This window comes from Magnetofaba australis IT-1, from assembly GCF_002109495.1.
Lineage (GTDB): Bacteria > Pseudomonadota > Magnetococcia > Magnetococcales > Magnetococcaceae > Magnetofaba > Magnetofaba australis.
The window spans coordinates 462,131-475,385 of the sequence record NZ_LVJN01000019.1 but is presented as its reverse complement, the minus strand read 5'-3'; the positions used below and the strand labels follow the sequence as shown (position 1 = coordinate 475,385).

The 13,255-nt window shown below is 61.9% G+C and carries 11 protein-coding genes; 2 read left to right on the top strand and 9 right to left on the bottom strand.

The features are described from left to right. Positions 1 to 121 precede the first annotated feature (121 nt). On the top strand, positions 122 to 1,405 hold the full coding sequence (gene glgC, locus MAIT1_RS11375; protein WP_085442577.1) for a glucose-1-phosphate adenylyltransferase: 1,284 nt from the start codon (positions 122 to 124) through the stop codon (positions 1,403 to 1,405). A 394-nt stretch (positions 1,406 to 1,799) separates the two neighbouring features. Here glgC and MAIT1_RS11370 read toward each other — a convergent pair whose 3' ends face one another. The 9 genes from MAIT1_RS11370 to gltA all read right to left on the bottom strand — a co-directional run bounded on the left by MAIT1_RS11370 (position 1,800) and on the right by gltA (position 11,469). Continuing rightward, positions 1,800 to 3,074, bottom strand: coding sequence for a hypothetical protein (locus MAIT1_RS11370; protein ID WP_143814791.1), 1,275 nt, complete (start codon positions 3,072 to 3,074; stop codon positions 1,800 to 1,802). Between the two features lie 259 nt (positions 3,075 to 3,333). Further along, positions 3,334 to 3,678: a DUF4339 domain-containing protein gene (locus tag MAIT1_RS22045; protein ID WP_198947869.1), complete on the bottom strand. Its 345-nt coding sequence runs from the start codon at positions 3,676 to 3,678 to the stop codon at positions 3,334 to 3,336. Next, positions 3,675 to 4,439 (bottom strand): SPFH domain-containing protein, encoded by a 765-nt coding sequence (locus tag MAIT1_RS11365; RefSeq protein WP_198947868.1) that lies wholly within the window; start codon positions 4,437 to 4,439, stop codon positions 3,675 to 3,677. The genes MAIT1_RS22045 and MAIT1_RS11365 overlap by 4 nt, the downstream gene beginning before the upstream one ends. Before the next feature lie 367 nt (positions 4,440 to 4,806). Continuing rightward, positions 4,807 to 5,601, bottom strand: coding sequence for a CDP-diacylglycerol--serine O-phosphatidyltransferase (gene pssA / locus MAIT1_RS11360; RefSeq protein WP_085442384.1), 795 nt, complete (start codon positions 5,599 to 5,601; stop codon positions 4,807 to 4,809). Positions 5,602 to 5,605: 4 nt separating this feature from the next. Next, on the bottom strand, positions 5,606 to 6,268 hold the full coding sequence (locus MAIT1_RS11355; protein WP_085442576.1) for a phosphatidylserine decarboxylase family protein: 663 nt from the start codon (positions 6,266 to 6,268) through the stop codon (positions 5,606 to 5,608). A gap of 323 nt (positions 6,269 to 6,591) precedes the next feature. Next, entirely contained in the window at positions 6,592 to 7,608 is a 1,017-nt protein-coding gene (ilvC, locus tag MAIT1_RS11350) for a ketol-acid reductoisomerase (protein ID WP_085442383.1), read from the bottom strand. 61 nt (positions 7,609 to 7,669) lie between these two features. Then, complete coding sequence (gene ilvN / locus MAIT1_RS11345; protein ID WP_085442382.1) at positions 7,670 to 8,188, bottom strand: acetolactate synthase small subunit; 519 nt, start codon at positions 8,186 to 8,188, stop codon at positions 7,670 to 7,672. Between the two features lie 12 nt (positions 8,189 to 8,200). After that, on the bottom strand, positions 8,201 to 9,898 hold the full coding sequence (gene ilvB / locus MAIT1_RS11340) for a biosynthetic-type acetolactate synthase large subunit (protein ID WP_085442381.1): 1,698 nt from the start codon (positions 9,896 to 9,898) through the stop codon (positions 8,201 to 8,203). A gap of 272 nt (positions 9,899 to 10,170) precedes the next feature. After that, positions 10,171 to 11,469, bottom strand: coding sequence for a citrate synthase (gene gltA / locus MAIT1_RS11335; protein WP_085442380.1), 1,299 nt, complete (start codon positions 11,467 to 11,469; stop codon positions 10,171 to 10,173). A 189-nt stretch (positions 11,470 to 11,658) separates the two neighbouring features. Between gltA and MAIT1_RS11330 the strand changes: the two genes are divergently transcribed. Next, the gene (locus MAIT1_RS11330; protein WP_085442379.1) at positions 11,659 to 13,179 is read left to right on the top strand and encodes a dynamin family protein; all 1,521 of its coding nucleotides are present in this window, start codon (positions 11,659 to 11,661) and stop codon (positions 13,177 to 13,179) included. Positions 13,180 to 13,255: the final 76 nt, after the last annotated feature.

Genomic DNA, 13,255 nt, shown 5'->3' with positions numbered 1-13,255 from the left:
TGGCGGCGGTCCGCCCCGGCGTCGACCGATCGCTTGGCTATAGCCTGTTTCACAGCTGGAGATGACGGCCTGCAAAAAACAATCTGGCCCGATTTCCGGCGTTTGATTATAAGGGTGCATGATGAGTCAGAACAATCCCCCCTCCAGCATTTCCATGACAGACGCCTTGCGCGAAACCCTGGTGATTATCCTTGCTGGCGGTCGAGGCGAACGTCTGAAACAACTCACCGACGCCATCGCCAAACCCGCCGTGCCGTTTGGCGGCAAGTTCCGCATCATCGACTTTGCCCTGTCCAACTGCGTCAACTCGGGTCTGCGCCGAGTGGGCGTGCTGACCCAGTACAACATGCATGTGCTCGCCCAGCACGTGCAGGCGGGCTGGGGCACCTTGCGCGCGGAGTTCGGCGAATTCATCCAGGTGTGGCCTGCGCAGCAGAAAAAAGGCAGCACAGATTGGTATCAGGGCACCGCCGACGCGGTGTTCCAAAACCTCGACCTGATCGTGGCGCAGAAGCCCAAGTACGTGATTGTTCTAGGCGGCGACCACATCTATCGCCAAGACTACCGCACCATGCTGCGCGACCACATCAACAAAGGCGCCGACGTCTCGGTGAGCTGCATCACCGCCTCCAAGGAGGAGGCCAAGGCGTTTGGCGTGATGGGCGTGGATGGCGACGACCGCATCGTCGATTTTGTGGAGAAACCGGCCAATCCCCCCACCCTGCCCGGCGACCCCAACAGCTCGCTGGTGAGCATGGGCATCTACGTATTCAACACCGATGTGCTGGTCAAACAGCTCACCGACGATGCTGAAACCGACGCCTCCAGCCACGACTTCGGCAAGGATTTGATTCCCAACATGGTGCCGACTCTGGACGTCTTTGCGCACCGCTTCTCCGATAGCTGCGTCTACTCGGAGGGCTCCAAGGAGGCCTACTGGCGCGATGTGGGCGAGCTGGACTCCTACTGGTCGGCCAATATGGACCTGACCGCGGTGACCCCCACCCTGGACCTGTATGACCGCAAGTGGCCCATCTGGACCTACCATGCGCAGCTGCCCGGGGCCAAATTCGTGTTCGATGACGATGAGCGCCGCGGCATGGCGGTGGACTCGGTGGTCTCCTCCGGCTGTGTGGTCTCCGGCTCCACCGTGCGCCGCTCGCTGCTGTTCTCCGGCGTGCGCATCCACTCCTACTGCAATATTGAGGATTCGGTGCTGCTCAACGGCGCCGCCGTGGGCCGCCGCTGCGTGCTGAAAAAGGTGATCGTGGCCGAAGGCTGCGAAGTGCCCCCCGGCACCGTGGTGGGGGTCAACCCCGAAGAGGACGCGCGCTACTTCCACCGCACCAAAGGCGGCGTCACTCTGATCACCGACGAGGATCTGGCCAAGCTGCCCAAGCCGTAAGCGCCGCAGCATCCTGCAACAGAAAAGGCCGCGCCCTCTCGGACGCGGCCTTTTCTGTTGCAAGTCAAACTGAGAATCGGACTTGCTCGGGTTTTGGATAATGAAAGATATCGAGGGCTTTGCCCTCGAGTTCCCTAAAACCAAACCGTGATTCGGGCCATCCTTGGCCCTCACCCTTCGGGCTCGCTACGCGAGTCCGATTTGGCAATCCTGCCAAATCGTGGGGCGCCGCCCTAGATTACACACCTTTGGCCGCTGGGGTCGCGGACCCCAGACCCCGCCGCCGACCAGTCGGCGGCCAATCTGTCAGCGCGAGTTTCACCTGCGTCACGCAAACATTGGACGTTCTGTGCAGTTTTGGTTTTGACTCACTATATTGCACTGCCCCACCTGGCTAACGTTGCGCGGCGGGCGCATCGTCATAGGTGGAGAGGGCGCGCTGCAACACCCCGCCGCCTTGCGTGCGCTCCTGATCAGATGGGATTGACTGCGCTGCTTGCGACGTCGGCTGCGGCGCCAGAGATTGCTCCAGGAGCCCCCGCGATGGCCCCTCCGGCGCGCTGGGCGTCGTCACTGAATTGGGCGCAGACGCCTCTGTCGGCGACGCCCAAGAGGAGTATCCCGGATCTTGACCCGCCGCATCCTGGCTTTTGCCATATTGTGACAGCCCCCACACCGCCGCGCCCACCAAGCCGAGAGCGACAAGCGCGGCAAACAGAATCTTGACCCAGCTATAGGGACGTTCGCCGCTGACCTCTCCGGTGCGTCCATTGATCAAACACTGGTAGCTCTTATCCCCCATGCGATAGGTGTGGATCCAGATGGGCAGAAGAATATGTTTGAAGGTCACATCATAGTGCCGCACATTCAGGGAGTCGATCCGCTGTCGATCGCCGCCAATATCCTGTTCCACCAGTTCGCGAATCTCCGCCTCCATCCGTTCATCGGCAAGTTCAAACCCCTGTTGCAGATCCACCTGATAGTTCTGCGCGCGAAAGCCACTGGTGTATTGCGCGTCATACACCACCAGATTTTCCAGATCCCAGGGCTCCAACTCCTGCGCCACTTCACGCGGCAAAGCGGTGGAGGCCATGATCAATACGTCGTCAAACCATTCAGAGATGCGCCCACTGACGTAGGTCCATTCGATTTTGCGCTCCTCTTTCTCTTCGCCGTTGACGATTCTGGTTTCGGTATAGTAGTCGCCGCGCTGCCCGTCATATTCGCTGTGCGTTTGTGAATCAAACGTCCAATAGGGGATATAGATCCCCTGCATCGGGGCCTCCCGCTGCGCCACCGCTGTGAGCGCGCTGGGGGCGAACCATCGGCTGGCGACCCACTCTTTGAATAGATTCGCAGCCGCCTTTTTCTCCACCGCAAAGGGGAGCAAACTGCTCGGCTTGATCTGCCTCTGGCTGATCTCCCGCAGGTTCATCGCCGCGCCGCAGAACGCGCACTCCGTGGCGGTGACATGACTCTCCGGCTCCACCGATGCGCCACACTGATCGCATTTGACCAGGGTGATGGATTGGGTCTGCGCATCGCTGGCGGCATGTTCCAAAAACGCATTGAGATCCAACTCTTCGGGCACAGCCAGTTGGTCGGGCAGCGTCTGTTGGTGGCCGCAATAGGGGCAGGTCAACGCAGCCACGCCGGGGTCAAAGCGCATATCGGCGCCGCACCCGTCACAGGGGAATTGGCGCGCGGACTTGCTCTGCGGCTCAGGCTCTGGCGGCGGCGGTTCTGTCATCGGCGGGGGGGGCGCGGGGGGGAGCGGCTTCCGCCTGCGTTGGCAGCGGCGGCGGCGCAGGCGTATCGGTCAGCTTTTCCGTCATGAGAAGAGTCTCCGCAAAGTTCAGGATGCAGGGGGCGCAGCGCGATCAGGGCCTGGCTTCATCAACAAACCAGGCCCTGGCGAACAGCGGAAATCAGCCGTTGGGCAGGGGCGGCGGTCCCCCGGCGGAGGGCGGCAGCGGCGGCGGCGCGGAGAAGAGCGTCGCCAAAGCGGGAATCTGACTGGCCGGGGTCCATTGGGGCAGGCCGGGCATCCACGCCAGGGTGTCGCCGTTGACCTGACCGGAGGCGACCCATTGGCGCACCCCATCCAGATTGTACGGCCCCTGCTGCGCCCCTTGAATCACCAGATGAAACTGCGCTGTGTTCGCCGCAGATGGCGGCGGTGGCGGCGCCTGTGGCGCCGGCGCCGGAGCGGGCGCCGCGTGCTGATTGGCCATCTGATTGGCCATGGCCATGCCGACGCCCATCCCCATCATGCCGCCTGCGCCGCCATCGTTGGAGGCGGCGGCCTCATGGCGTTGGCGGATTGGCACTGACTGTATTGGCCCATATCGCCCAGAATGCTCATGCTGGAGCGTTTATCCAGCATCTTCTCCACCTCCGGCGACAGAGAGATGTTTTCAATCAACGGCTTACTCATCTCCAGACCATAGGTCGCGAAGTCTGGACCAATCCGTTGCAACAGCAGCGCGCCCAGTTCGTCATATTGGGTGGCCAGATCCAGCAGCGGAATGCGGCTCTCCCCCAGCAGATCGCTGAAGCGGGAGAGAAACAGCGCGCGCAGTTTCTCGGAGATCTCATCCAGTGTGAAGTGGCCGTCGGCGCCGGCAATCTCGGGGATGAATTTATTCGGGTCGACAATGCGCAGGGAGTCGCTGCCAAAGCCGCGCAGGCGCACCGGACCAAACTCCCGGTCCCGCAGTATGATGGGATTTTTGGCGCCCCATTTCAGATTGGTGAAGGTGCGCAAGCTGACGAAATAGACTTCCGCCTTGAACGGGCTGTCGAAACCATACTTCCACCCTTTCAAAGTGGAGAGAATCGGCAGGTTCTGGGTGGTGAGGGTATGCATCCCCGGGGGGAACAGATCCGCCACCTGCCCTTCATTGACGAACAGAGCGTTCTGGCTTTCGCGCACCGTCAGTTTCGCCCCATTTTTGATCTCATTGTCATGCCGCTCAAATCGATAAACCAGCGTATCGTTGGAGTCATCAGTCCACTCGATGATGTCGATCAACTCACTGGATAAACTGCTAAAAAAACCAATTACTTAACTCCTGAAATGATTTAAAGACAGTAGAATTTCAGACTCTCACATCCACGCCGCACACCTGCGCCCGAGCGTTTGCGCTGGGCAGTCGCACACGTTCGGCTGATCCAGACAAGCAATCTTATCGGATTAAAGTCGTCATGCAAAGAAAGGCAGAGGATTTATCGGCACAAGCGGTGCGGAGATGGATTGGCCACAGGGTCACAACCAAAGCGACGGATAACGAAATTCTCAGGAAGGGATCGGCAGAGCGCAACGCCCGGGAGCACAGGCGTCGACTTTGATCATCCCGCCATCGCCAGCGCCATGACGCGCAGACAATGGCGGCAACAACTCAGAGGGAGAACTCCTCGGCTTCGTCGCGCTCCACCTCTTTGCCCTCGGCCAGCAGGCGCTGGTACTCCCGATGGCTGTGCAGCACGGAGACAATGTAGAACAGACCGATGGCCAGCAGCGTGGTGGTCAAATGGATGGTCAGCACCGTGATCAGACCCGCCGCCGCCACCAGAGTGAGGAACGGCTTGCGGCGATGGCCGGTGAAGTCCTTCATGCTGCGGAAACGCAGATTGCTCACCATCAACGCGCCCAGCGCGAACACCAGCAGCAGGGTGAACCACGCCTCAAAACCGTGCGCCTCCACCTTGCCCACCGCGAACAGATCGGTGTCGTTGGCGAACAGGATCAGCGCCGAGACGATGCCCGCCGCCGCCGGGGTGGGCATGCCCTGGAAGTAGCGATTGGAGATGCGCGGATCCGGCGCCGAGGTCTGCACATTGAAGCGCGCCAGACGCAGCGCGCTACAGGCTACGAAGAAGAACGCCGCCGCCCAGCCCAACCGGCCAAACGGCGCCAGCGCCCATTGATGCACCAGAATCGCCGGGGCCATGCCAAAGGAGAGGAAGTCGGCCAGGCTGTCATACTCCTTGCCGAACGCCGAGACCGCATTCATGGCGCGCGCCACGCGTCCATCCAGGGCGTCGAAGATGCCCGCAATGACGATGCCCAACGCGCCCATCTCGAATTTGCCGGAGAGCCCCATGACGATGGCGTAGAAGCCAAAGAACATGCCGCCGGTGGTCAGCAGATTGGGCAGGATGTAGATGCGTTTGGAGCGCACGCTCTCGGACATGATCTTACTCTCCGGTCGCTTGCAGGGGATAGTGGGCGATGGGGGTGACGCCTGCGGAGGTTTTCATGCCCAGGGTCACGCGCACTTCCGCCTCCAGAGGGAGGTAGACGTCCACCCGCGAGCCGAAGCGGATCAGACCGAAGCGTTCGCCGCGCCCCAGCACCGCGCCTTCGCCCACGCGGCAGACGATGCGCCGCGCCACCAATCCGGCCACCTGCACAAACGGGATGCGCACGCCGTCGGCGCGCTGCATCACCACCACCTGCCGCTCATTCTCCACCGCCGCCTTGTCCAGCGCGGCGTTGAGGAACTTGCCCGGGTGGTACTGGGTGGCCACCACTGTTCCGGCTTCTGGCATGCGGTTCACATGCACGTTAAACACGTTCATGAAGATCGACACCATGCGCGCCTTCTCGCCGGTGATGGGGGCGGCGTCGACTTCGCGAATGGCGACGATTTTGCCGTCCGCCGGGGCGATGAGCAGCCCCGGTTCGTCGGAGCACGCCCGCTCGGGGTCGCGGAAGAACCAGACGCACCAGGCGGCCAGGATCCACACCACCGCCCACAGCAGCGGCCAGGGGGTGAGCGCGGTCGCCGCAGCGGCGACGGCGATAAAAATCGCGATAAAGGGCAAGCCCTCAGGGGCAACCGGCGAGGCCATCGCCATCTCCTTATTCATGTTTATCAAGGCATTCCCCACCAGCATAAGAGCACGGAAGGGCATGAGCTCGACAGGTGGAAAAGTCGGACATTCATGGCCGACTTTTCCGGGGTCTGGGGTCCGCGACCCCAGCGGGTCGAGGGCGGAGCCCCGTGGGTCCAGGGCAACGCCCTGGCGGGCGCCGGGCAGAGCCCGGCTGGGGTTTGGGGCAACGCCCCAATATCTTTCATCACCCCATCATCAAACGCTCGTCAGCCCCCTGAATACGCCAAGGGCGGGAGTCCGTCAACCGGTCTCCCGCCCCATCGCATACAAAGCGTCGGTGCGCCTTAGTTCTTCTCTTTGTCCACCAGCTTGCTGGACTGGATCCAAGGCATCATGGCGCGCAGCTTGCCGCCCACTTCTTCGATCTGATGCTCGGCGCCAATGCGACGCAGGGCCTTGAACTTGGGCAGACCAGCCTTGTTCTCGCTGATCCACTCACGGGGGAATTCACCGGTTTGGATCTCTTCGAGGATCTTCTTCATCTCCGCCTTGGTGTCGGCGGTGATGACGCGGGGGCCGCGGGTCAGATCGCCGAACTCAGCGGTGTTGGAGATGGAGTAGCGCATGTTGGCGATGCCGCCTTCGTAGATCAGGTCGACGATCAGCTTGGTCTCATGCAGGCACTCGAAGTAGGCCATCTCGGGGGCGTAACCAGCTTCCACCAGGGTCTCGAAACCGGCTTGGATCAGGGCGCTGATGCCGCCGCACAGCACGGCTTGCTCACCGAACAGGTCGGTTTCGGTCTCTTCCTTGAAAGAGGTCTCGATGATGCCGGCGCGGCCGCCGCCATTGGCGGAGGCGTAGGAGAGGGCCAAGTCTTTGGCCTTGCCGGTGGCGTCCTGATGGATGGCGATGAGCGAGGGCACGCCGCCGCCGCGCAGGAACTCGGAGCGCACCAGGTGGCCAGGGCCTTTGGGAGCGACCAGGAACACGTCGTTGCCGGCGGGGGCTTCGATCTGACCGTAGTGGACGTTGAAGCCGTGGGCGAACACCAGAGCGGCGCCGTCTTTCAGATTGGGGGCCACGCTGTCGTTGTAGATGGTCGCTTGATGCTCATCGGGAGCCAGGATCATGACCAGATCGGCCGAACCCACGGCGTCTTCCACAGTGGCCACGTTCAGACCGGCGCCTTCGGCCTTTTTCCAGGAGCTGGAGCCAGCGCGCAGACCCACGGTGACGTCCACGCCGGAGTCTTTCAGGTTCTGGGCGTGGGCGTGGCCCTGGGAGCCGTAGCCGATGATGGAGACCTTCTTGCTTTGGATCAGGCTCAAGTCGGCGTCGCGGTCGTAATAGATCTTCATGGAACGTTCTCTCCTCGATAAATCCCGAATCGGGTTGTCTGTCTGTATGATAGGCCGTCGGTCACTTCTTGACCGGCGCTTCCTTCAGCCCTTCGCGCATGCGCTTGGCGCCCCGCGCCATGGCCACTTTGCCGGTGCGCACCACTTCCACCACGCCCAGCGGCTCCAGCAGGTTCAAACAGGCGTCCAGCTTATCCGACGAGCCGGTCACCTCCACCACAAAGGTGGATGAGGTGGCGTCCACCACCCGCGAACGGAAGATGTCGGCGATGCGCAGCACTTCGGCGCGCATGTCGCGTTCCGCCTCCACCTTCACCAGCATCAACTCGCGCTCCACGTGGGGGCGGTCGGTGAGGTCATGCACCTGGATCACCGGCACCAGCTTATGCAGCTGCTTGATGATCTGCTCGATGATGTTGTCGTCGCCGTAGGTCTCCAGGGTGATGCGCGAAGTCTCGCCATCGCCCACCGGCGCCACGGTCAAACCGTCGATGTTGAAGCCGCGCGCCGAGAACAGACCGGCCACCCGCGAGAGCACTCCGGCTTCGTTCTCCACCAACACGGAAAGAATGTGTTTCATGGCCGCCGCTCCTTACAGCAAAATCATCTCGTTGAGGGCCGCCCCGGCGGGCACCATGGGGTAGACGTTGGCCTCGCGATTGACATGGAAGTCCATGATCACCGGCCCCTTGGTGGCCAGCGCCTTCTCAATGGCGGGGACCACCTCCTTGGGGTGCGTGGCGCGGATGCCGGTGGCGCCAAAGGCGTCGGCCAGCTTCATGAAGTCGGGCGTCACCTCCATCACCGACTCGGCGTAGCGGCTCTCATAGAAGAACTCCTGCCACTGTCGCACCATGCCCAGGAAGCCATTATTCAAAATGGCGATCTTCACCGGCAGGCGGTACTGGAACGCAGTGGCCAGCTCCTGCAGGTTCATCTGGAACGAGCCTTCGCCGGAGATCAGCACCACGGTCTCTTCAGGATGCGCCACCTGTGCGCCCAGGGCCGCAGGCAGGCCGTAGCCCATGGTGCCCAGACCGCCGGAGGTGAGCCAACGACGCGGCTTCTCGAAGCCGTAGAACTGCGCCGCCCACATCTGGTGCTGACCCACGTCGGTGGCGACGATAGCGTTGCCATTGGTCAGCTCGTGCAGTTTTTGAATCACAAACTGCGCTTCGATGACGTCCTCTTTCTGCTCATAGCGCAGGCAGTCCTGCTTGCGCCACTGATCGATCTCCGCCCACCAATCGGTCAGGTCGGGCTTTTTGCTCTGGAATTTCTCCTCCAGCACCATGGGCAGCATCTTCTCCAGCACCGGCTTGATGTCGCCAACGATGGGCACATCCACCGCCACGTTCTTGGAGATGGAGGTGGGGTCCACGTCCACATGGATGATCTCCGCTTCGGGGGCGAATTCGGAGATCTTGCCGGTGACGCGGTCATCAAAGCGCGCGCCGATGGCCACCAGCAGGTCACAGCGGCTCACCGCCATATTGGCTTCGTAAGTGCCGTGCATCCCCAGCATGCCGACGAATTGCTTGTCACTGGCCGGATACGCCCCCAACCCCATCAGGGTGTTGGTGATGGGCGCGCCCCAGGCGCGGGTCATTTCGGTCAGCTCGTCGGAGGCGTTGGAGAGCAACACGCCGCCGCCGGTGTAGAGCAGCGGGCGCTTGGCGTTGGCCATCAGCTTGACCGCCTTGCGGATCTGCCCGGTATGGCCCTCGCTGGTGGGCTTGTAGGAGCGGATCACCGGGTCGCCGCTGGCGGGGGTGAACTCGAACATCTGGTTAGTGATGTCCTTGGGGATATCCACCACCACCGGACCGGGACGACCGGTGCGGGCGATGTAGAACGCCTCGCGCAGCACCCGCGCCAGATCCTTGATATCCTTCACCAGATAGTTGTGCTTGGTGCACGAACGGGTAATGCCGACGATGTCGGCCTCCTGGAAGGCGTCGTTGCCGATCAGCGCCACCGGCACCTGACCGGTGATGCAGACCATGGGGATGGAGTCCATATAGGCGGTGGCCAGACCGGTCACCGCATTGGTGGCGCCGGGGCCGGAGGTGACCAACGCGACGCCCACTTCGCCGGTGGCGCGGGCATAGCCGTCAGCGGCGTGCAGCGCGCCCTGTTCGTGACGGAACAGGTAGTGGTGAATCCGTTCCTTGTTTTTGAAGATTTCGTCGTAGATGTAGAGCACCGCGCCGCCGGGGTAGCCAAACACCGACTTGACCCCCTGCTCAAGCAGACACTCGACAACGATTTGCGCGCCATTCAATTGCATGGCTCAACTCCCGGTTTGGCTGCCCGCCGCGCGCTTGCGCAGCGGCGCAGCGCGCCTGTGCGAGACGGCCTTGCGGCCGCAGACATCGCAGGTGCGCGTTCCGCCCTAGCTGAAGCAAATTCCTGGAACAATTCCTGGAATAGGACGCCCGCCTCGCAGCGCGAGGCGGGCGTTTTTTCGCGATGAACGCTTTGAACCGGGCACTATGCGCCATCCGGCGCGCGCTGTCAACCGCGCGGAGCCATCGACGACGACCCCGCGCTGCGCTGACGTCAGCCGCGCTCGGAGATTGGCTTGTAGGGGCGAATGTCGTAGCCGGTGTAGAGCTGGCGCGGACGGCCAATGGCCTGCCCCGGCTCTTCGATCATCTCTTTCCACTGGGTGATCCAGCCGATGGTGCGCGCCACGGCGAAAATACAGGTGAACATGTTGGTGGGGATGCCGATGGCCGACAGGATGATGCCGGAGTAGAAATCGACGTTGGGGAACAGTTTGCGCTGGATGAAATACTCGTCCTGCAGGGCGATCTCTTCGAGCTTCATGGCGATCTTGAAGATCTCCTGCTCACCTGCGCCCACCACTTCCAACACCTCGTCGCACGACTGCTTGAGCACGCGAGCGCGGGGGTCGGTGTTCTTGTAAACGCGGTGGCCGAAGCCCATCAGACGGAACGGATCGTCGGGATCCTTGGCGCGCTGGATGAACTCGGGGATGCGATCGGCGGTGCCGATCTCCTTGAGCATGCGCAGCACCGCTTCGTTGGCGCCGCCGTGGGCCGGTCCCCACAACGCGCTGATGCCCGCCGACACCGCCGAGAACGGGTTGGCCAGGGAGGAGCCGGCCAGACGCACGGTGGAGGTGGAGGCGTTCTGCTCGTGGTCGGCGTGCAGGATCAAAATCCGATCCATGGCGCGCACCACCACCGGGTGCGGCACATACTCGTCGCACGGGGTATCGAACATCATGGTCAGGAAGTTGGCGGAATAGCTCAACTTATTGTTGGGATAGACGAACGGCTGACCTTTGGAGTACTTGTACGCCGCCGCCGCGATGGTGGGGATCTTGGCCACCAGACGGTGTACGGTGATCTCGCGGTGACGCGGATCGCGAATGTTCAACGAGTCGTGATAGAAGGCCGACAGCGCGCCCACCACGCCCACCATCAACGCCATGGGGTGGGCGTCGCGACGGTAGCCGGAGTAGAAGCGCAGCAGCTGCTCATGCACCATGGTGTGGGTGGCGATCAGATGCTTGAACTCGTCGAACTGCGCCTGGGTCGGCAGCTCGCCCATATCCAGCAGATAGCACACTTCCAGATAGGTGCTTTTTTCAGCCAGCTCTTCGATGCTGTAGCCGCGATGCTGCAGCACGCCCTTATCACCATCGATGAAAGTCAATTTGGATTCGCACGAGGCGGTGGAGCGAAACCCAGGGTCCAGGGTGAACAGTCCAAATTCTTTGTAAAACTTGGCGATATCAACCACGGGCGGCCCACAGGTGCCCTGTTTGATATCAAACTCAACGGTTTTTCCAGTTCGGTTATCCGTAATCGTTACGCTGTTCTTGGCCATCGTTTCACTCCGCTCGTCTGGGGATCATGCAAAATGATGCATGCGGAAGTTTTTTCGAATTCCTCCATTTTCCGCTGTTGTTGGATCGCATCCAAGTTTAAAGTAACCCATTGAAGTTTGCCACTGATAACGGACTTTTATCCGTCAATAAATCCCATTCACAGATATCAATAGTAAGGAGAGGAACGCATGAGCGGCCCCAGCAGCCAAATCGTTCGCCGAATGGAAAGTCTGGAGAAGCACCTCAAAGAGGAGAATCCGATTCTGCTGCAAGCGGTGCAGCGTTTTCGCGAACTGGACGCGGTGGCCTATCGCATGGGCATTCTCGACCCCGAGGAGTCCTACGCCACCCGCGTGCCGTGGTGGCCGCTGATCTCCGTGCTAGGCACCTTCAGCGCCGGCAAATCCACTTTTATCAATAGCTTCCTCAACAGCAAGCTGCAGCGCTCGGGCAACCAGGCGGTGGATGACAAATTCACCGTCATCTGCTTCTCGCAAGAGGAGGAGTCGCGCACCCTGCCCGGTCTGGCGCTGGACGCCGACCCGCGCTTCCCCTTCTACCAGGTGAGCCGCGATATCGAGTCGGTGGCCGCCGGTGAAGGGCGCCGCATCGACGCCTACCTGCAACTGAAGACCTGTCCGTCGGAAGCGGTGCGCGGCAAAATTCTGGTGGACTCCCCGGGCTTCGACGCCGACGCCCAGCGCGACTCCACCCTGCGCATCACCGACCACATCATGGACCTGTCGGACCTGGTGCTGGTGTTCTTCGACGCCCGCCACCCGGAACCGGGCGCCATGCGCGACACCCTCTCGCATCTGGTCAAGAACACCATCCACCGCCCCGACTCCAATAAATTCCTGTTTGTGCTCAATCAGGTGGACTGCACCGTCAGCGAGGACAATCTGGAGGACGTGGTGGCGGCGTGGCAGCGCTCCATGTCGCAATCGGGTCTGACCGCCGGACGCTTCTATCAGATCTATAATGAAGAGGCGGCCACTCCCATCGAAGACCCGGCCATGCGTGAGCGCTATCAATCCAAGAGCCGCGCCGATCTGGCCGAGATCAACGACCGCATTGGTCAGGTGGAGACCGAGCGGGTCTACCGCATCGTCGGCGTGCTGGAGTTCGCCGCGCGTCTGATTCAAGACGAACTGGCGCCCAAGGTGGGCGAACTGCTCAAACGCTGGCGCAAAATGGTCCTCATCGGCGATGCCGTGGTGTTGGGTCTACTGGCCATTCTCAGCCTCACCGCGCTGTTCACCTCCGCCCTGCCCTGGCCTGCGCCCAACCCGGCGGAGCTGGATTGGACCCAACCCGAAGGCGGCTTCGGCATCGCCCACTTCGGCGCGGCGTTGAGCGTCGCGGTGGTGCTGGGCATCGCCGGTTATCTGCACGGACTAATCCGCAAATTCTCGGCCAAGAGCATTCTCTCGCACCTGCCCAAGGAGATCGCCAATCCCGATCTGCTGGAGGCCACGCGCAAATCGTTCCGCTTCAGCACCCGCCCCGGCCGCTTCCTGTTCCTGAAGTCCGCCGCCGGGTGGGGCGGCGCCAGTCAGCGCGGCATCAACGACGTCCTCACCGGCGCCGCCGCGTTCGTGCAGGACCTCAACGATCAGTTCACCAATCCCTCGGGCGACGCGCCCAATCCGGTGCTGGAGAAAGCCCCCAAAAACACGCCGGAAAGCGCCGATTCGACCAGCGCCTAACGCCGCTTGCGTCGCACAGGCGCATCAGGCATTGTAGTCCCCTTTTCGCCCGCCCGGACGCGTTGCGTCCGGGCGG